32 protein-coding genes are annotated in these 18,464 nt (G+C 56.3%); all 32 read right to left on the reverse strand.

Annotation, left to right across the window (positions count from 1 at the left end; genetic code table 11):
- Positions 1-122 precede the first annotated feature (122 nt).
- On the reverse strand, positions 123-509 hold the full coding sequence (gene rplQ / locus AC5PZ0_RS24205; RefSeq protein WP_003255451.1) for a 50S ribosomal protein L17: 387 nt from the start codon (positions 507-509) through the stop codon (positions 123-125).
- 42 nt (positions 510-551) lie between these two features.
- A complete protein-coding gene (locus AC5PZ0_RS24210; RefSeq protein WP_003255452.1) occupies positions 552-1,553 on the reverse strand; it encodes a DNA-directed RNA polymerase subunit alpha in 1,002 nt (333 codons plus the stop codon).
- A 22-nt stretch (positions 1,554-1,575) separates the two neighbouring features.
- Positions 1,576-2,196: a 30S ribosomal protein S4 gene (gene rpsD / locus AC5PZ0_RS24215; RefSeq protein WP_009681977.1), complete on the reverse strand. Its 621-nt coding sequence runs from the start codon at positions 2,194-2,196 to the stop codon at positions 1,576-1,578.
- A 15-nt stretch (positions 2,197-2,211) separates the two neighbouring features.
- Positions 2,212-2,601, reverse strand: coding sequence for a 30S ribosomal protein S11 (gene rpsK / locus AC5PZ0_RS24220; RefSeq protein ID WP_003255454.1), 390 nt, complete (start codon positions 2,599-2,601; stop codon positions 2,212-2,214).
- 18 nt (positions 2,602-2,619) lie between these two features.
- A complete protein-coding gene (gene rpsM / locus AC5PZ0_RS24225) occupies positions 2,620-2,976 on the reverse strand; it encodes a 30S ribosomal protein S13 (protein WP_003255457.1) in 357 nt (118 codons plus the stop codon).
- A gap of 131 nt (positions 2,977-3,107) precedes the next feature.
- Positions 3,108-3,224, reverse strand: a complete 117-nt coding sequence (gene rpmJ, locus AC5PZ0_RS24230; RefSeq protein WP_002555468.1) for a 50S ribosomal protein L36 — start codon at positions 3,222-3,224, stop codon at positions 3,108-3,110.
- A gap of 28 nt (positions 3,225-3,252) precedes the next feature.
- Positions 3,253-4,584 carry a preprotein translocase subunit SecY gene (gene secY, locus AC5PZ0_RS24235; RefSeq protein ID WP_003257108.1) on the reverse strand — a complete coding sequence of 444 codons (1,332 nt, stop codon included), beginning with the start codon at positions 4,582-4,584 and terminating at the stop codon, positions 3,253-3,255.
- The gene (gene rplO, locus AC5PZ0_RS24240; protein WP_003255461.1) at positions 4,585-5,019 is read right to left on the reverse strand and encodes a 50S ribosomal protein L15; all 435 of its coding nucleotides are present in this window, start codon (positions 5,017-5,019) and stop codon (positions 4,585-4,587) included.
- Positions 5,020-5,022: 3 nt separating this feature from the next.
- Entirely contained in the window at positions 5,023-5,199 is a 177-nt protein-coding gene (gene rpmD, locus AC5PZ0_RS24245) for a 50S ribosomal protein L30 (RefSeq protein ID WP_008089798.1), read from the reverse strand.
- Between the two features lie 2 nt (positions 5,200-5,201).
- Positions 5,202-5,702, reverse strand: a complete 501-nt coding sequence (gene rpsE / locus AC5PZ0_RS24250) for a 30S ribosomal protein S5 (protein WP_003255465.1) — start codon at positions 5,700-5,702, stop codon at positions 5,202-5,204.
- 3 nt (positions 5,703-5,705) lie between these two features.
- Positions 5,706-6,056, reverse strand: a complete 351-nt coding sequence (rplR, locus tag AC5PZ0_RS24255) for a 50S ribosomal protein L18 (protein WP_008089801.1) — start codon at positions 6,054-6,056, stop codon at positions 5,706-5,708.
- Between the two features lie 10 nt (positions 6,057-6,066).
- Complete coding sequence (rplF, locus tag AC5PZ0_RS24260; protein ID WP_027594874.1) at positions 6,067-6,600, reverse strand: 50S ribosomal protein L6; 534 nt, start codon at positions 6,598-6,600, stop codon at positions 6,067-6,069.
- A 12-nt stretch (positions 6,601-6,612) separates the two neighbouring features.
- Entirely contained in the window at positions 6,613-7,005 is a 393-nt protein-coding gene (rpsH, locus tag AC5PZ0_RS24265; RefSeq protein WP_027594873.1) for a 30S ribosomal protein S8, read from the reverse strand.
- A 209-nt stretch (positions 7,006-7,214) separates the two neighbouring features.
- Positions 7,215-7,520 carry a 30S ribosomal protein S14 gene (gene rpsN / locus AC5PZ0_RS24270; RefSeq protein ID WP_012316516.1) on the reverse strand — a complete coding sequence of 102 codons (306 nt, stop codon included), beginning with the start codon at positions 7,518-7,520 and terminating at the stop codon, positions 7,215-7,217.
- A gap of 13 nt (positions 7,521-7,533) precedes the next feature.
- The gene (gene rplE, locus AC5PZ0_RS24275) at positions 7,534-8,073 is read right to left on the reverse strand and encodes a 50S ribosomal protein L5 (protein WP_003255474.1); all 540 of its coding nucleotides are present in this window, start codon (positions 8,071-8,073) and stop codon (positions 7,534-7,536) included.
- Between the two features lie 20 nt (positions 8,074-8,093).
- Positions 8,094-8,408, reverse strand: a complete 315-nt coding sequence (rplX, locus tag AC5PZ0_RS24280) for a 50S ribosomal protein L24 (protein ID WP_003255476.1) — start codon at positions 8,406-8,408, stop codon at positions 8,094-8,096.
- 11 nt (positions 8,409-8,419) lie between these two features.
- The gene (gene rplN / locus AC5PZ0_RS24285) at positions 8,420-8,788 is read right to left on the reverse strand and encodes a 50S ribosomal protein L14 (protein WP_002555479.1); all 369 of its coding nucleotides are present in this window, start codon (positions 8,786-8,788) and stop codon (positions 8,420-8,422) included.
- 23 nt (positions 8,789-8,811) lie between these two features.
- Positions 8,812-9,078, reverse strand: coding sequence for a 30S ribosomal protein S17 (rpsQ, locus tag AC5PZ0_RS24290; RefSeq protein ID WP_003255478.1), 267 nt, complete (start codon positions 9,076-9,078; stop codon positions 8,812-8,814).
- 2 nt (positions 9,079-9,080) lie between these two features.
- Entirely contained in the window at positions 9,081-9,272 is a 192-nt protein-coding gene (gene rpmC / locus AC5PZ0_RS24295; protein ID WP_002555481.1) for a 50S ribosomal protein L29, read from the reverse strand.
- Positions 9,272-9,685: a 50S ribosomal protein L16 gene (gene rplP / locus AC5PZ0_RS24300; RefSeq protein ID WP_003255479.1), complete on the reverse strand. Its 414-nt coding sequence runs from the start codon at positions 9,683-9,685 to the stop codon at positions 9,272-9,274. Before rplP ends, rpmC begins: the two co-directional genes overlap by 1 nt.
- Positions 9,686-9,697: 12 nt before the next feature.
- Positions 9,698-10,384 (reverse strand): 30S ribosomal protein S3, encoded by a 687-nt coding sequence (rpsC, locus tag AC5PZ0_RS24305; RefSeq protein WP_003255481.1) that lies wholly within the window; start codon positions 10,382-10,384, stop codon positions 9,698-9,700.
- Between the two features lie 13 nt (positions 10,385-10,397).
- Positions 10,398-10,730: a 50S ribosomal protein L22 gene (rplV, locus tag AC5PZ0_RS24310; RefSeq protein WP_003103908.1), complete on the reverse strand. Its 333-nt coding sequence runs from the start codon at positions 10,728-10,730 to the stop codon at positions 10,398-10,400.
- 11 nt (positions 10,731-10,741) lie between these two features.
- Positions 10,742-11,017 carry a 30S ribosomal protein S19 gene (gene rpsS, locus AC5PZ0_RS24315; protein WP_003255482.1) on the reverse strand — a complete coding sequence of 92 codons (276 nt, stop codon included), beginning with the start codon at positions 11,015-11,017 and terminating at the stop codon, positions 10,742-10,744.
- Between the two features lie 16 nt (positions 11,018-11,033).
- Entirely contained in the window at positions 11,034-11,858 is an 825-nt protein-coding gene (gene rplB, locus AC5PZ0_RS24320; protein WP_027594872.1) for a 50S ribosomal protein L2, read from the reverse strand.
- Positions 11,859-11,872: 14 nt separating this feature from the next.
- A complete protein-coding gene (gene rplW, locus AC5PZ0_RS24325) occupies positions 11,873-12,172 on the reverse strand; it encodes a 50S ribosomal protein L23 (RefSeq protein ID WP_003255484.1) in 300 nt (99 codons plus the stop codon).
- The gene (rplD, locus tag AC5PZ0_RS24330; protein WP_003255485.1) at positions 12,169-12,771 is read right to left on the reverse strand and encodes a 50S ribosomal protein L4; all 603 of its coding nucleotides are present in this window, start codon (positions 12,769-12,771) and stop codon (positions 12,169-12,171) included. The genes rplW and rplD overlap by 4 nt, the downstream gene beginning before the upstream one ends.
- 12 nt (positions 12,772-12,783) lie before the next feature.
- Complete coding sequence (rplC, locus tag AC5PZ0_RS24335; protein ID WP_027594871.1) at positions 12,784-13,419, reverse strand: 50S ribosomal protein L3; 636 nt, start codon at positions 13,417-13,419, stop codon at positions 12,784-12,786.
- Positions 13,420-13,499: 80 nt separating this feature from the next.
- A complete protein-coding gene (gene rpsJ, locus AC5PZ0_RS24340; protein ID WP_003186070.1) occupies positions 13,500-13,811 on the reverse strand; it encodes a 30S ribosomal protein S10 in 312 nt (103 codons plus the stop codon).
- A gap of 141 nt (positions 13,812-13,952) precedes the next feature.
- A complete protein-coding gene (gene tuf, locus AC5PZ0_RS24345; RefSeq protein ID WP_016484647.1) occupies positions 13,953-15,146 on the reverse strand; it encodes an elongation factor Tu in 1,194 nt (397 codons plus the stop codon).
- 27 nt (positions 15,147-15,173) lie between these two features.
- Positions 15,174-17,318, reverse strand: a complete 2,145-nt coding sequence (gene fusA / locus AC5PZ0_RS24350) for an elongation factor G (RefSeq protein WP_027595471.1) — start codon at positions 17,316-17,318, stop codon at positions 15,174-15,176.
- Between the two features lie 30 nt (positions 17,319-17,348).
- Positions 17,349-17,819 carry a 30S ribosomal protein S7 gene (gene rpsG, locus AC5PZ0_RS24355; protein ID WP_008089143.1) on the reverse strand — a complete coding sequence of 157 codons (471 nt, stop codon included), beginning with the start codon at positions 17,817-17,819 and terminating at the stop codon, positions 17,349-17,351.
- 106 nt (positions 17,820-17,925) lie between these two features.
- Positions 17,926-18,297 (reverse strand): 30S ribosomal protein S12, encoded by a 372-nt coding sequence (gene rpsL / locus AC5PZ0_RS24360; RefSeq protein WP_003255492.1) that lies wholly within the window; start codon positions 18,295-18,297, stop codon positions 17,926-17,928.
- Between the last annotated feature and the right edge of the window lie 167 nt (positions 18,298-18,464).

The following is an 18,464-nucleotide window of genomic DNA, read 5'->3' on the forward strand; positions in this document are numbered from 1 at the left end:
TATTGACGAGCGGTCGCTTCAGGACAAATTCATTACATGACTTGTATCAATAGAAATTAACAATACTTACAGGCACAAAAAACCGGGCACAAGGCCCGGTTCTTTGTAGCAGACAGAACGTCTTACTCGGCAGCTTCTACAGCACCACCGACTGGACGATCAACCAGCTCGACGTACGCCATAGGCGCGTTGTCGCCAGCGCGGAAACCGCACTTCAGGATGCGCAGGTAGCCGCCCTGACGGGTGGCGTAACGCTTGCCCAGATCGTTGAACAGTTTGCCAACAGCGGACTTCGAACGGGTACGGTCGAAGGCCAGACGACGGTTAGCAACGCTGTCTTCCTTGGCCAGGGTGATCAGCGGCTCGGCAACGCGGCGCAGTTCCTTGGCTTTCGGCAGGGTGGTTTTGATCAGCTCGTGCTCGATCAGCGACACAGCCATGTTCTGGAACATAGCTTTGCGGTGAGAGCTGGTACGGCTCAGGTGACGTCCACTTTTACGATGACGCATGATTCATTCCTTACCAAACACTACGTTCGGTGATTACGACGATCAGGCGGTCGCCTTGTCGTCTTTCTTAAGACTTGCAGGCGGCCAGTTGTCGAGGCGCATGCCGAGAGACAGACCACGAGAGGCCAGGACGTCCTTGATTTCAGTCAGGGACTTCTTGCCCAGGTTAGGAGTCTTCAACAGCTCTACTTCGGTACGCTGAATCAGGTCGCCGATGTAGTAGATGTTCTCCGCCTTGAGGCAGTTGGCCGAACGTACAGTCAGTTCCAGGTCGTCAACCGGACGCAGCAGGATCGGATCGATCTCGTCTTCCTGCTCGACTACGACAGGCTCACTGTCACCTTTGAGGTCGACGAACGCGGCCAGCTGCTGTTGCAGGATGGTCGCAGCGCGGCGGATTGCCTCTTCAGGATCCAGGGTGCCGTTGGTTTCCAGATCAATGACCAGCTTGTCCAAGTTGGTACGCTGTTCAACACGGGCGTTTTCGACCACATAGGCGATACGACGCACCGGGCTGAACGAAGCGTCCAACTGCAGACGGCCAATGCTACGGCTTTCGTCTTCGTCGGTTTGACGGGAGTCGGCCGGCTCGTAACCACGACCACGAGCTACGGTGAGCTTCATGTTCAGGGCGCCGTTCGACGCCAGGTTCGCGATTACGTGATCGGGGTTGACGATCTCGACATCGTGATCCAGCTGAATATCGGCAGCGGTAACCACCCCCGAACCCTTTTTCGACAAGGTCAGCGTAACTTCGTCACGACCGTGCAGTTTGATAGCCAGGCCTTTCAGGTTCAACAGGATTTCAATTACGTCTTCCTGAACACCTTCGATCGCGGAGTACTCATGGAGTACGCCATCGATCTCGGCCTCGACTACTGCACAGCCAGGCATGGAGGACAACAGGATGCGGCGCAGCGCGTTGCCCAGGGTATGGCCGAAGCCACGCTCGAGAGGCTCGAGCGTGATCTTGGCGCGGGTCGGACTGACTACCTGCACATCAATGTGGCGGGGAGTCAGGAACTCATTTACCGAAATCTGCATGGATGCACCTATTTTCTAGCCCTTACTTGGAGTAGAGCTCGACAATCAGGTTCTCGTTGATGTCGGCAGACAGGTCGCTGCGAGCAGGAACGTTCTTGAAAACGCCCGACTTTTTAGCAGCATCCACGTCAACCCACTCAACGCGGCCACGCTGGGCGCACAGTTCAAGGGCTTGAACAATGCGCAGCTGGCTCAGCGACTTCTCGCGAACCGCGACCACGTCACCCGGACGAACTTGGTAGGATGGAATGTTTACAGTCTTACCGTTGACGCTGATCGCTTTGTGCGAAACCAGCTGACGGGACTCGGAACGAGTCGAGCCGAAGCCCATACGGTAGACGACGTTATCCAGACGGCACTCGAGCAGTTGCAGCAGGTTCTCACCGGTTGCGCCTTTTTTCGAGGCAGCAGCTTGGTAGTAACCGCGGAACTGACGCTCCAGAACACCGTAGATACGACGGACTTTTTGTTTCTCGCGCAGCTGGGTACCGTAGTCGGACTGACGGCCACGGCGCTGGCCGTGGATACCTGGGGCTGCTTCGATGTTGCACTTCGATTCCAGAGCGCGAACGCCGCTCTTCAGGAACAGATCGGTGCCTTCACGACGAGACAGTTTGCATTTTGGACCAATGTAACGTGCCATTCTTCTGTCTCCTGATTACACGCGACGCTTCTTCGGCGGACGGCACCCGTTGTGCGGGATTGGCGTCACGTCGGTGATGCTGGCGATCTTGTAGCCGCAGCTGTTCAATGCACGAACGGCGGACTCACGACCTGGACCTGGACCCTTGACGTTAACGTCGAGGTTCTTCAGACCGTATTCCAGCGCAGCTTGACCAGCACGCTCAGCAGCGATCTGTGCTGCGAACGGGGTGGATTTGCGCGAACCACGGAAACCCGAACCACCGGAGGTCGCCCAGGACAAAGCATTGCCCTGACGGTCGGTGATGGTCACGATGGTGTTGTTGAAAGACGCATGGATGTGGGCGATGCCATCAACCACTGTCTTTTTGACTTTCTTACGAGGACGAGCAGCAGGTTTTGCCATGTCTATATTCCTGGGCGGTTACTTGCGGATCGGCTTACGCGGGCCCTTACGGGTGCGTGCGTTGGTCTTGGTGCGCTGACCGCGAACCGGCAGACCTTTACGATGACGCAGGCCGCGGTAGCAACCCAGGTCCATCAAGCGCTTGATCTTCATGTTGATGTCACGACGCAGGTCACCTTCGGTGGTGAACTTCGCGACTTCGCCACGCAGGGTTTCGATTTGCTCGTCGCTCAGATCCTTGATCTTAGCGGCTGGGTTTACACCAGCGTCTGCACAGATCTTCTGCGCAGTTGTGCGACCGACACCATAGATGTAGGTCAGCGAGATAACAGTATGCTTGTTATCTGGAATGTTGACGCCTGCAATACGGGCCATTCAGTGGGACTCCAATTGACAGCTACCTACGCCCCGGAAGCCAAGAAATAGGGCGCGAGATAATATCGCTGTAGAAACGAATAATCAACCCAGCAGCACACTAGCTGCTGGGTTTGAAGCGACGATCACACTCAGCCTTGGCGCTGTTTGTGACGCGGTTCCGCGCTGCAGATCACTCGTACGACGCCTTCGCGACGGATGATCTTGCAGTTACGGCACAGCTTTTTCACCGATGCACGAACTTTCATTACCGACTCCTCGAACCTTAGGGGCGTATCAGCGCAGCAAACCGCTGCCACCGTAGCCTTTCAGGTTGGCTTTCTTCATCAGGGATTCGTACTGGTGCGAAACGAGGTGCGATTGTACTTGGGACATGAAGTCCATCACAACCACTACCACAATCAGCAACGAGGTCCCGCCAAGGTAGAACGGCACATTTGCTGCCACCACCAGGAACTGGGGCAGAAGGCAGACGGCCATCATGTAAAGAGCACCGAACATGGTCAAACGGGTCAGAACGCCATCAATGTAGCGAGCCGACTGTTCACCAGGACGGATACCCGGAATAAAGGCACCGGACTTCTTCAGGTTTTCCGCTACGTCTTTCGGATTGAACATCAGCGCTGTGTAGAAGAAGCAGAAGAAAATGATCCCTGCACTAAACAGCAAGATGTTCAACGGCTGACCAGGAGCGATCGACTGCGAGATGTCCTGCAACCAGCCCATACCTTCGGACTGACCGAACCAGGCACCCAGCGAAGCCGGGAACAGCAAAATGCTGCTGGCGAAAATAGCCGGGATAACCCCCGCCATGTTCACCTTCAACGGCAAGTGGCTGGTCTGCGCAGCGAAGACCTTGCGGCCCTGCTGACGCTTGGCGTAGTGAACGGCGATACGACGCTGACCACGCTCAATGAACACCACGAAACCGATAATCGCTACTGCCAGCAAACCGATTGCGACCAGGGCGAAAATGTTGATATCGCCTGTACGCGCAGACTCGAAAGACTGCCCGATTGCTCTCGGAAGACCGGCAACGATACCTGCAAAGATCAACATCGAGATACCGTTGCCCACACCGCGCTCGGTGATCTGCTCGCCCAGCCACATCATGAACATCGCGCCGGCCACAAACGTGGAAACCGCGACGACATGGAAGCCCAGGCCGACAGAAAACGCCACGCCCTGGTTGGCCAAGCCAATGGACATGCCAATGGCTTGGACCAGCGCCAGGATAACGGTGCCGTAGCGGGTGTACTGGCTGATCTTGCGACGGCCAGCTTCACCTTCCTTCTTCAACTGCTCCAGTTGCGGGCTGACCGCCGTCATCAGCTGCATGATGATCGATGCCGAAATGTACGGCATGATCCCCAGTGCAAAGATGCTCATGCGCTCAAGCGCGCCACCGGAAAACATGTTGAACAAGCTAAGAATGGTCCCCTCATTCTGCCGAAACAGATCCGCCAGACGGTCCGGATTGATGCCTGGAACCGGGATATGCGCACCTATCCGATAGACGATGATCGCCATGAACAGAAAGCGCAGACGAGCCCAGAGTTCCGACATCCCGCCCTTACCGAGCGAAGAGAGAGCACCTTGCTTAGCCATTTATTCCTCGAATTTGCCGCCAGCTGCTTCGATAGCCGCACGCGCACCCTTGGTGGCTGCGATGCCCTTGATGGTGACTGCGCGAGTAACTTCGCCAGACAGCATGATTTTCACACGCTGAATGTGCTGGTTGATCACGTTGGCATCCTTCAGGGATTGCACGGAGATCACGTCGCCTTCCACTTTGGCCAGCTCGGACAGACGCACTTCTGCGCGGTCCATGGCTTTCAGGGAAACGAAGCCGAATTTCGGCAGACGACGGTGCAGCGGCTGTTGACCGCCTTCGAAGCCCGGAGCGATCGAACCACCCGAACGGGAGGTCTGACCTTTGTGGCCACGGCCGCCGGTCTTACCCAGACCGCTACCGATACCACGACCCGGACGATGCTTTTCGCGACGGGAACCCGGCGCTGGACTCAGATCATTGAGTTTCATCGATTAACCCTCGACGCGCAGCATGTAGTAAGCCTTGTTGATCATCCCGCGATTCTCGGGAGTATCCTGGACTTCTACAGTGTGACCGATGCGACGCAGACCCAGACCCTTAACGCACAGTTTGTGGTTAGGGATACGGCCCGAGACGCTCTTGATCAGCGTTACTTTAACGGTTGCCATGATCAGAAGATCTCCTCGACGCTCTTGCCGCGCTTGGCAGCAATGGATTCAGGAGATTGCATGGCTTTCAGACCCTTGAAGGTGGCGTAAACCACGTTCACTGGGTTGGTCGAACCGTAGCACTTGGCCAGAACGTTCTGAACGCCAGCAACTTCCAGGACAGCACGCATTGCACCGCCGGCGATGATACCGGTACCTTCCGAGGCAGGCTGCATGTAAACCTTCGAGGCGCCGTGGGCAGCCTTGGTGGCGTACTGCAGGGTGGTGCCCTTCAGGTCAACCTGGATCATGTTGCGACGAGCAGCTTCCATGGCTTTCTGGATCGCAGCAGGTACTTCGCGCGATTTGCCACGGCCGAAGCCGACACGACCTTTACCATCACCAACCACGGTCAACGCGGTGAAGGTGAAGATACGGCCGCCTTTTACGGTCTTGGCAACGCGGTTAACTTGAACCAGCTTCTCGATGTAGCCTTCGTCGCGCTTTTGATCGTTATTTGCCATAACTTAGAACTCCAGCCCGCCTTCACGAGCAGCATCAGCCAGCGCTTTGACGCGGCCATGGTACTTGAAGCCGGAACGGTCAAAGGCAACTTGAGATACACCGGCGGCTTTCGCACGCTCAGCTACCAGCTTGCCAACCTTAGTGGCCGCGTCGATGTTGCCAGTGGCGCCATCACGCAGGTCTTTGTCCAAGGTCGAGGCGCTTGCCAGAACCTTGCTGCCGTCGGCCGAAATGACCTGGGCGTAGATGTGCTGCGAGGAGCGGAACACGCACAGGCGCACGACTTCGAGTTCGTGCATCTTGAGGCGTGCTTTGCGAGCGCGACGCAGTCGAGTAACTTTTTTGTCGGTCATTTGCTAGGCCCTACTTCTTCTTGGCTTCTTTACGACGGACTACTTCGTCCGCGTAACGCACACCTTTACCTTTGTAAGGCTCTGGTGGACGGAAGTCGCGGATTTCAGCGGCCACCTGACCTACCAGCTGCTTGTCGATACCCTTGATCAGGATGTCGGTCTGGCTAGGCGTTTCAGCGGTGATACCGGCTGGCAGTTCGTAGTCCACTGGGTGCGAGAAGCCCAGGGCCAGGTTCAGGATAGTGCCCTTGGCCTGTGCCTTGTAACCAACACCGACCAGCTGGAGCTTGCGCTCGAAGCCTTGGCTTACGCCCTGGACCATGTTGTTGACCAGAGCGCGGGTAGTACCGGCCATGGCGCGAGCTTGCTGGTCACCATTGCGAGCGACGAAACGCAGCTCACCAGACTCTTCGGTAACTTCAACAGACGAGTGAACGTTCAGTTCGAGAGTGCCTTTGGCACCCTTCACCGAAAGCTGCTGGCCGGCGAATTTGACTTCGACACCAGATGGCAGCTTAACGGGGTTCTTAGCGACGCGAGACATGTCTATCCCCCCTTAGAACACTGTGCAGAGAACTTCGCCGCCGACACCGGCAGCGCGCGCAGCGCGATCAGTCATCACACCTTTGTTGGTGGAGACAATAGACACGCCCAAACCGCCACGTACTTTCGGCAGATCGGTAACGGCCTTGTACTGGCGCAGGCCTGGACGGCTGGAGCGCTTCAGTTCCTCGATGACCGGACGGCCTTCGAAGTACTTCAGTTCGATCGACAGGGAGGGCTTGGCTTCGCCACTGACTTGGTAGCCAGCGATGTAACCTTCATCCTTCAGAACTTTGGCAACCGCGACCTTCAACGTAGAGGAAGGCATGCTTACGACGGACTTTTCAGCCATCTGGGCATTACGGATGCGAGTTAGCATGTCCGCTAACGGGTCCTGCATACTCATGGGCTAGATGCTCCTGATACAAGAATTATTAGCCTTGCGGCTATCACAACCACCCGAGCGGATTGGGCAAAAAACCCAGGCTCAGGTGAGCCGGTCATTCTAGACACAAGGTAGAAACGAAACAAGCCCCATATAGGGGCTTGTTTGTTGGCGAGGTCACCGGCGGTCGGAAGATTGCTCCCCTTCCACCGGGATCACACCTGCAGCGATTACCAGGAGGCCTTGACCAGACCTGGTACGTCACCGCGCATTGCCGCTTGACGCAGCATGTTACGGCCCAGGCCGAACTTACGGTATACACCGTGAGGACGACCGGTCAGGCGGCAACGGTTGCGCAGACGCGCAGCGCTGGCATCACGTGGCTGCTTCTGCAGAGCGACAACGGCAGCGAAACGCTCTTCTGGAGAGGCGTTCAGGTTGACGATGGTCGCTTTCAGCTCAGCACGCTTTTTGGCGAACTTGGCTACCGTGAGCTGACGCTTCAGCTCGCGGTTTTTCATGCTCTTCTTGGCCATTTTCCTACTCCAATCAGTTGCGGAACGGGAATTTGAAAGCACGCAGCAGAGCGCGGCCTTCGTCATCCGAACGAGCAGTGGTGGTCAGGGTGATGTCCAAACCGCGCAGAGCATCGATCTTGTCGTAATCGATTTCCGGGAAGATGATCTGCTCTTTCACGCCCATGCTGTAGTTGCCACGGCCATCGAAGGACTTGGCATTCAGGCCGCGGAAGTCGCGAACCCGAGGCAGGGAGATCGCCAGCAGGCGGTCCAGGAATTCGTACATCTTGTCGCTACGCAGGGTCACCTTGACGCCGATCGGCCATCCTTCACGGACTTTGAAGCCCGCGATGGATTTACGAGCGAAAGTCACGACCGGCTTTTGACCGGTGATCTTTTCCAGGTCGGCAACAGCGTGCTCGATGACTTTTTTGTCGCCGATCGCTTCGCCCAGACCCATGTTCAGGGTGATTTTGGTAACGCGCGGAACTTCCATCACGTTCGACAGCTTAAGTTCTTCCTTAAGCTTGGGAGCGATTTCGTTCCGGTAAATCTCTTTCAGTCGTGCCATGGTCTTCTACCTAGCAGTGTTCAAGCATCAACCGCTTTTTGGGTCGACTTGAAGACACGAATTTTCTTACCGTCTTCTACTTTGAAACCAACGCGGTCAGCCTTGTTGGTTTCGCCGTTGAAGATGGCAACGTTGGAAGCGTGCAGAGGCGCTTCTTTCTCGACGATACCGCCCTGAACGCCCGCCATCGGGTTAGGCTTGGTATGACGCTTGACCAGGTTCACGCCACCGATGACCAGACGGTCATCAGCGAGAACCTTCAGCACCTTACCGCGCTTACCTTTGTCTTTGCCGGCGATCACGATGATCTCGTCGTCACGACGAATCTTTTGCATGTCGGATCTCCTTACAGCACTTCAGGGGCGAGCGAGACGATCTTCATGAACTTCTCAGTACGAAGTTCACGGGTCACTGGCCCGAAGATGCGAGTGCCGATCGGCTCTTGCTTGTTGTTCAGCAGAACAGCAGCGTTGCCGTCGAAACGAATGATGGAACCGTCAGCGCGACGTACACCGTGACGGGTACGGACGACAACAGCGGTCATCACTTGGCCTTTTTTGACCTTACCGCGCGGAATTGCTTCCTTGACGGTTACTTTGATGATGTCACCGATGCCGGCGTAACGGCGGTGCGAACCGCCGAGCACCTTGATGCACATGACGCGACGAGCGCCGCTGTTATCGGCCACATCGAGCATGGATTGAGTCTGAATCATAAAATTTCTCCGACCCCTAGCCCTTAGACTTCAACAGCGCGTTCGAGGACTTCAACCAGTGCCCAGGACTTGGTCTTGGCCAGCGGACGGGTTTCACGGATGGAAACCTTGTCGCCGATCTTGCACTGGTTGGCTTCGTCGTGCGCGTGCAGCTTAGTCGAACGCTTAACGTATTTACCGTAGATCGGGTGCTTTACGCGACGCTCGATCAGAACGGTGATGGTCTTGTCCATTTTGTCGCTGACGACACGGCCAGTCAGCGTACGGACGGTTTTTTCAGCTTCAGCCATGATCACTTACCTGCCTGCTGGTTGAGCACAGTTTTCACGCGAGCGATGTCACGCTTAACTTGCGAGAGCAGGTGCGACTGCCCCAACTGGCCAGTTGCTTTCTGCATACGCAGATTGAACTGGTCGCGCAGCAAGCCGAGCAGTTGCTCGTTCAGCTGCTGTGCCGATTTTTCACGAAGTTCATTCGCTTTCATCACATCACCGTCCGCTTAACAAAGGAGGTGGCGAGAGGCAGCTTTGCAGCAGCCAGGGCGAAAGCTTCGCGCGCCAGCTCTTCAGAAACACCCTCGATCTCGTACAGGACTTTGCCTGGCTGGATCTGGGCAACCCAGTATTCCACGGAACCCTTACCTTTACCCATACGAACCTCGAGAGGTTTCTTGGAGATCGGCTTGTCCGGGAAGACACGGATCCAGATCTTACCGCCACGTTTCACGTGACGAGTCAGAGCACGACGTGCCGACTCGATCTGGCGAGCGGTGAGGCGACCGCGAGCAACAGCTTTCAGGGCGAATTCGCCGAAGCTGACTTTGCTACCGCGCAGTGCCAGACCACGGTTGTGGCCAGTCATCTGCTTGCGGAATTTTGTACGCTTTGGTTGCAACATTTGGCGTACCCCTTACTTAGCAGCTTTTTTACGAGGCGCTGGTGCTTGTGGTTTCAGTTCTTCTTGGCGACCACCAATAACTTCGCCTTTGAAGATCCAAACCTTCACACCGATCACACCGTAAGTGGTGTGAGCTTCGTAGGTGTTGTAGTCGATATCGGCACGCAGGGTGTGCAGAGGCACACGACCTTCGCGATACCACTCGGTACGAGCAATCTCGGCGCCGCCGAGACGACCGCTCACCTGGATCTTGATGCCCTTGGCACCAATACGCATGGCGTTCTGTACGGCGCGCTTCATGGCGCGACGGAACATTACGCGGCGTTCCAGCTGCTGAGCTACGCTCTGCGCAACCAGCATAGCGTCGAGTTCCGGCTTGCGGATCTCTTCGATGTTGATGTGCACAGGCACACCCATCTGCTTGGTCAGGTCCTGACGCAGCTTCTCGACATCCTCACCTTTCTTACCGATAACGATACCGGGACGAGCGGTGTGGATGGTGATGCGTGCAGTTTGAGCCGGACGATGAATATCGATACGGCTTACGGACGCGCTTTTTAGTTTGTCTTGGAGGTACTCACGTGTTTTCAGATCCTTCAACAGGTAATCTGCGTAAGTAGCACCGTCTGCGTACCAGACGGAGGTGTGCTCCTTGACGATTCCCAGGCGAATGCCAGTGGGATGTACTTTCTGACCCATCTGATCGACTCCGTTACTTGTCCGCAACCTTGACAGTGATATGGCAAGACCGCTTGACGATGCGATCAGCACGGCCTTTGGCACGTGGCATGATGCGCTTCAGCGAACGCCCTTCGTTGACGAAGACGGTGGAGACCTTCAGGTCATCAACGTCTGCGCCTTCGTTGTGTTCGGCGTTGGCAACGGCCGACTCGAGGACTTTCTTCATGATTTCAGCGGCTTTTTTGCTGCTGAAGGCCAACAGGTTGAGCGCTTCGCCCACCTTCTTCCCGCGGATCTGGTCGGCGACCAAGCGGGCTTTCTGGGCGGAGATGCGAGCGCCCGACAACTTAGCGGCTACTTCCATTTCCTTACCCCTTAACGCTTGGCTTTCTTGTCAGCCACGTGCCCGCGATAGGTGCGGGTACCGGCGAACTCGCCCAGTTTGTGGCCGACCATGTCTTCGTTCACGAGAACTGGGACATGTTGGCGACCGTTGTGAACCGCGATGGTCAGACCGACCATTTGTGGCAGGATCATCGAGCGACGCGACCAGGTTTTAACTGGCTTGCGATCGTTCTTCTCCACCGCCACTTCGACCTTCTTCAACAGGTGAAGATCGATAAAAGGACCTTTTTTCAGAGAACGTGGCACTGTCGTATCCCTCTAGTTACTTGCGACGACGGACGATCATGTTGTCGGTACGCTTATTACCACGGGTTTTAGCACCCTTGGTTGGGAAGCCCCATGGCGATACCGGATGACGACCACCGGAGGTACGACCTTCACCACCACCATGCGGGTGGTCAACCGGGTTCATGGCAACGCCACGAACGGTTGGGCGAACGCCGCGCCAGCGTTTGGCACCTGCTTTACCCAGCGAACGCAGGCTGTGCTCGGAGTTCGAGACTTCGCCCAGGGTCGCACGGCACTCAGCCAGTACTTTACGCATTTCACCAGAGCGCAGACGCAGGGTCACGTAGACACCTTCGCGAGCGATCAGCTGAGCCGAAGCACCAGCGGAACGAGCGATCTGTGCACCTTTACCCGGCTTCAGTTCGATGCCGTGAATAGTGCTACCTACTGGGATGTTACGCAGCTGCAGGGAGTTACCGGCCTTGATTGGGGCCAGGGAACCTGCGATCAGCTGGTCGCCAGCGCTCACGCCTTTAGGGGCGATGATGTAGCGACGCTCACCGTCTGCATAGCACAGCAGGGCGATGTGAGCAGTACGGTTTGGATCGTATTCGATACGCTCGACAGTGGCTGGGATGCCATCTTTGTCGTTGCGACGGAAGTCGACCAGACGGTAATGCTGCTTATGACCACCACCAACGTGACGAGTGGTAATGCGGCCATTGTTGTTACGACCACCAGACTTCGATTTCTTCTCGAGCAGCGGTGCGTGAGGAGCGCCCTTGTGGAGCTCCTTGTTGACCACCTTGACCACGAAACGGCGGCCAGGGGAAGTCGGTTTGCATTTAACGATTGCCATGATGCACCCCTTCCTTACTCAGCACTGCTGCTGAAATCGAGATCTTGGCCTGGCTGAAGGGAGACAATTGCCTTCTTCCAGTCATTACGCTTGCCCAGACCACGTGCGGTACGCTTGGTTTTACCCAGAACGTTAACGGTCGACACGTTTTCAACTTTTACGTTGAACAGGCCTTCGACAGCTTTCTTGATTTCCAGCTTGGTTGCGTCAGTAGCAACCTTGAATACGAACTGGCCTTTTTTCTCAGCCAGAACGGTAGCCTTCTCGGAAACGTGCGGGCCAAGGAGGACTTTGAATACGCGTTCCTGGTTCATCCCAGCAGCTCCTCGAATTTCTTCACGGCCGAGACAGTGATCAACACTTTCTCGTATGCGATCAGACTGACCGGGTCGGAACCTTGCACGTCACGTACATCGACGTGTGGCAGGTTGCGAGCAGCCAGGTACAGGTTCTGATCAACAGCGTCCGAAACGATCAGAACGTCGCTCAGACCCATGCCGTTCAGCTTGTTCAGCAGATCTTTGGTTTTCGGTGCTTCAACAGCGAAGTCCTGAACCACGACCAGACGGTCGCTACGCACCAGCTCAGCGAGGATGGAGCGCAGAGCTGCGCGATACATCTTCTTGTTGAGCTTTTGCGAGTGATCTTGAGGGCGAGCTGCGAAGGTAACACCACCGCCACGCCAGATCGGACCACGAGTGGTACCAGCACGAGCACGGCCAGTACCCTTCTGACGCCATGGGCGCTTACCGCCACCAGCCACGTCGGAACGGGTCTTTTGCTGCTTGGTGCCCTGACGGCCGCCGGCCATGTAGGCCACGACTGCTTGGTGAACCAGCGTCTCGTTGAATTCGCCACCGAAAGTCAGTTCGGAAACTTCGATCGCCTGAGCGTCATTTACATTAAGTTGCATGTCAGTTTCCCCTTAACCGCGAGCCTTGACAGCCGGACGTACAACCACGTCGCCGCCAGTAGCGCCAGGTACGGCACCCTTGATCAGCAGCAGGTTGCGTTCAGCGTCTACGCGTACTACTTCCAGGGACTGAACAGTCACGCGCTCGGCGCCCATGTGACCGGACATTTTTTTGCCCTTGAACACACGACCAGGAGTCTGGCACTGGCCGATGGAGCCTGGGACGCGGTGCGACACGGAGTTACCGTGGGTGTTGTCCTGACCACGGAAGTTCCAGCGCTTGATGGTACCGGCGAAGCCTTTACCTTTGGACTGACCAGTAACGTCTACCAGCTGGCCTGCAGTGAAGAGTTCAGCTTTGATCGAGTCGCCAGCCTGGAACTCGCCTTCTTCAAGGCGGAACTCCCAGACACCGCGACCAGCGGCAACGTTCGCTTTAGCGAAGTGACCTGCTTGAGCAGCAGTCACACGCGAAGCACGACGCTCGCCGACAGTGACTTGCACTGCACGGTAGCCATCGGTTTCTTCAGTCTTGAACTGGGTGACGCGATTCGGCTCGATCTCAATGACCGTGACCGGAATGGAGACACCTTCTTCGGTGAAAACGCGGGTCATACCGCATTTACGACCGACTACACCAATAGTCATGTTGTAACCTCATGAGTGTACGGGGCTTTCACCCGCTATGGCCGCCCATTTCAGAGCGTTACACGGACAAGACCGAAGTCTTAGCCGAGGCTGATCTGCACTTCCACACCTGCCGCGAGATCAAGCTTCATCAGCGCGTCAACGGTTTTATCCGTTGGCTGGACGATGTCCAGAACACGCTTATGAGTGCGAATCTCGTACTGGTCACGCGCGTCTTTGTTGACGTGCGGGGAGACCAGAACGGTGAAACGCTCTTTGCGGGTAGGCAGTGGAATTGGACCACGCACTTGTGCACCAGTACGTTTCGCGGTTTCCACGATTTCCTGGGTGGATTGGTCGATCAGGCGATGGTCGAAAGCCTTCAACCTGATACGGATTTGCTGATTTTGCATTGGATTTCAGACTCCAGGCTGTTCCCAACGGACGCACTACGCCCGCTAAAAGGAGGCGTGATTCTATAGACGCCCCAATTTAGTGTCAACCCAATAAAAAAAACCCCCGCTGAGCGGGGGTTTTTTCAATCGGTCGAGTGATTACTCGATGATTTTGGCTACGACGCCGGCGCCGACGGTACGACCGCCTTCACGGATAGCGAAGCGCAGACCGTCTTCCATTGCGATGGTCTTGATCAGAGTGACAGTCATCTGAATGTTGTCACCTGGCATTACCATTTCAACGCCTTCCGGCAGTTCGCAGTTACCGGTCACGTCAGTGGTACGGAAGTAGAACTGAGGACGGTAGCCTTTGAAGAACGGAGTGTGACGGCCGCCTTCTTCCTTCGACAGGACGTAGACTTCTGCGGTGAACTTGGTGTGCGGCTTGACCGAACCTGGCTTGACCAGAACCTGGCCACGCTCAACGTCGTCACGCTTGGTACCACGCAGCAGAACGCCGCAGTTCTCGCCAGCACGACCTTCGTCCAGCAGCTTGCGGAACATCTCAACACCGGTGCAGGTGGTGGTGGTGGTGTCACGCAGACCAACGATTTCCAGCGGATCTTGAACGCGGACGATACCACGCTCGATACGGCCGGTAACAACGGTACCACGACCCGAGATCGAGAATACGTCTTCGATTGGCATCAGGAACGGCTTGTCGATAGCACGCTCTGGCTCTGGGATGTAGCTGTCCAGAGTTTCAACCAGCTTCTTGACAGCGCTGGTGCCCATTTCGTTGTCGTCTTTGCCTTCCAGCGCCATACGAGCCGAACCGATGATGATCGGGGTGTCGTCGCCTGGGAAGTCGTAGGTGGACAGCAGGTCGCGAACTTCCATCTCGACCAGTTCCAGCAGCTCAGCGTCGTCTACCAGGTCAGCCTTGTTCAGGAAGACCACGATGTACGGAACGCCAACCTGACGGGACAGCAGGATGTGCTCACGGGTTTGTGGCATCGGACCATCGGCGGCCGAGCAAACCAGGATCGCGCCGTCCATCTGGGCAGCACCGGTGATCATGTTCTTCACGTAGTCAGCGTGACCTGGGCAGTCGACGTGAGCGTAGTGACGAATGTTCGAGTTGTACTCGACGTGAGCGGTGTTGATGGTGATACCGCGCGCTTTTTCTTCCGGAGCCGAGTCGATCTTGTCGAACTCAACGACTGCCGAACCGAAAACCTCGGAGCAGACGCGAGTCAGAGCTGCGGTCAGAGTGGTCTTACCGTGGTCAACGTGGCCGATGGTGCCGACGTTAACGTGGGGAAGGGAACGATCAAATTTTTCTTTAGCCACGACAGTGAACCTCTTGCCTAAAGGGGATTAGCCTTGTTTTTTAACGAGTGCTTCGACGATGTTCGACGGAGCTTCGGCGTATTTGGAGAATTCCATGGAGTAGCTTGCGCGACCCTGAGACATGGAACGAACGTCGGTCGCATAACCGAACATTTCTCCGAGCGGTACCTCAGCAGTGATTACCTTGCCGGACACCGAGTCTTCATTACCCTGGATCATCCCGCGACGACGGCTCAGGTCACCCATCACGTCACCCAGGTAGTCTTCCGGGGTTACAACTTCGACCTTCATGATCGGCTCAAGCACCACGCCACCGCCCTTCTGGGCCAGTTGCTTGGTCGCCATCGAAGCAGCGATTTTGAACGCCATTTCGTTGGAGTCGACGTCGTGGTACGAACCGTCGAATACCGTGGCCTTCAGGCCGAGCAGCGGATAGCCGGCAACAACGCCGTTTTTCATCTGCTCTTCGATACCCTTCTGGATCGGGGCGATGAATTCCTTAGGAATCACACCACCAACGACTTCGTTGGTGAAGACCAGACCTTCGGTGATGTTGCCCTTCTCGTCGACGTCCGGCTCCGAGAAACGGATCCAGCAGTGACCGAACTGACCACGACCGCCCGACTGACGAACGAACTTGCCTTCGATCTCGACGTTGGACTTGGTGATCTTCTCGCGGTACGAAACCTGAGGCTTACCGATGTTGGCTTCGACGTTGAACTCGCGCTTCATGCGGTCAACGAGGATGTCCAGGTGCAGCTCACCCATGCCCGAGATGATGGTCTGACCAGTCTCTTCGTCGGTCTTGACGCGGAACGACGGGTCTTCCTGGGCCAGTTTGCCCAGAGCGATACCCATCTTCTCCTGGTCAGCCTTGGTTTTCGGCTCTACGGAGAGCGAAATAACCGGCTCAGGGAAGTCCATACGCTCAAGGATGATTGGCTTGTCGGCGTTGCACAGGGTTTCGCCTGTGGTCACGTCCTTCATGCCGATCAGGGCCGCGATGTCGCCAGCGCGCACTTCCTTGATCTCTTCACGCTGGTTGGCGTGCATCTGCACCATACGACCAACGCGCTCTTTCTTGCCCTTGACCGAGTTGATGACGGAGTCACCGGAGGTCAGAACACCCGAGTAGACGCGAACGAAGGTAAGAGTACCCACGAACGGGTCAGTCGCGATCTTGAACGCCAGAGCCGAGAACGGCTCGTCGTCGTCAGCGTGACGCTCGTCTTTACGAACAGCCGGATCGTCTTTGTCCAGATCCTTGTCATCCGGGTTGATACCCTGGATTGCAGGAATCTCGGTCGGAGCAGGCAGGTAGTCGATGACGGCATCGAGAACCAGGGGAACGCCCTTGTTCTTGAACGACGAACCGCAGACGGCCGGTACGATTTCGCTGGCCAGGGTGCGCGCGCGCAGACCGGCTTTGATCTCTTCGACGGTCAGCTCTTCGCCTTCCAGGTACTTGTTCATCAGCTCTTCGCTGGCCTCGGCAGCCGCCTCAACCATGTTGGAGCGCCACTCTTCAGCCAGCTCCAGCATATCGGCAGGAATTTCTTCCTCGCGATAGGTGGTGCCTTTGTCGTCGTCGTTCCAGTAGATAGCCTTCATCTTGATCAGGTCGACCTGACCCTGGAAGTTATCTTCCGAACCGATGGCCAGCTGAACAGGAACCGGGGTGTGACCCAGACGGTTCTTGATCTGACCTACGACGCGCAGGAAGTTTGCACCGGCACGGTCCATCTTGTTCACGTAAACAACACGTGGAACGCCGTATTTGTTGGCCTGACGCCATACGGTTTCGGACTGAGGTTCAACGCCGGAGGTACCGCAGAACACAACGACCGCGCCGTCGAGTACGCGCAGCGAACGCTCTACTTCAATGGTGAAGTCAACGTGGCCGGGGGTATCGATGACGTTTACGCGGTAGTTGTCGTACTGACCAACAGAGCCCTTCCAGAAGGTAGTTACGGCAGCGGAGGTAATGGTAATACCCCGCTCCTGCTCCTGAACCATCCAGTCGGTGGTCGCGGCGCCGTCGTGCACCTCGCCCATCTTGTGGCTCAGGCCTGTGTAGAACAGGATCCGCTCGGTAGTGGTGGTCTTGCCCGCGTCAACGTGGGCACAGATACCAATGTTACGGTAGCGGTTAATTGCTGTAGTACGAGCCATAAAGCCCTCGCAAAATGATTGATGCTTGAATTAGAAGCGGTAGTGCGAGAACGCTTTGTTGGCTTCAGCCATACGGTGAACGTCTTCACGCTTCTTGACTGCAGCACCCTTGCCTTCAGCAGCATCCAGCAGCTCGCCAGCCAGGCGCAGAGCCATCGACTTCTCGCCGCGCTTGCGGGCGTAGTCTACGAGCCAGCGCATTGCCAGAGCATTACGACGGGATGGACGAACTTCAACCGGAACCTGGTAAGTGGCACCGCCGACACGACGGGACTTTACTTCGACCAGCGGAGCGATGGCGTCGAGAGCTTTCTCGAAGATTTCCAGGGGGTCGCTGTTCTTGCGCTCTTTGACCTTGTCCAGTGCACCGTAAACGATGCGCTCGGCCACGGCCTTCTTGCCGCTTTCCATCACGTGGTTCATGAACTTGGCGAGGATTTGGGATCCGTATTTAGGATCGTCCAGAATCTCACGTTTTGCTGCTACACGACGTCTTGGCATGATAAGCCCTCAAACGGTCTTCAGGTTAGCCCGGGACGTGGGTCTTCGACCCCTGCCCGACCTTACTCTTATCGACTCAAAAAAATGGATGGGTGCAAACGACCGATTACTTCGGACGCTTGGTACCGTACTTCGAACGACCCTGGTTACGGCCTTTAACGCCCGAAGTATCCAGAGAGCCGCGAACGGTGTGGTAACGAACACCTGGCAAGTCTTTTACACGGCCGCCACGGATCAGGACGACGCTGTGCTCTTGCAGGTTGTGGCCTTCACCGCCGATGTACGAGGAAACCTCGAAACCGTTGGTCAGACGCACACGGCAAACTTTACGCAGTGCCGAGTTAGGTTTTTTCGGCGTGGTGGTGTACACGCGGGTGCACACGCCACGACGTTGCGGGCAGTTCTGCAGCGCAGGAACGTCGGACTTCTCGACCGAACGCTTACGCGGCTGACGTACCAGCTGGTTGATAGTTGCCATCTACTAGCTCCACTGATTGTCTTGCGACTCTATTGTCTTGCAAGAAAGCCAAAAATTGGCGAGACGGAGCCTCACCAAATTTAAGGGTACAAAAGTCTACGGAGGATCTTGCACCCAGTCAAGACGAGGCCCCGGCCCTCCCCGCCCGGTCATCGGCAACAATTCAT

Source organism: Pseudomonas sp. 5.2, from assembly GCF_059025405.1.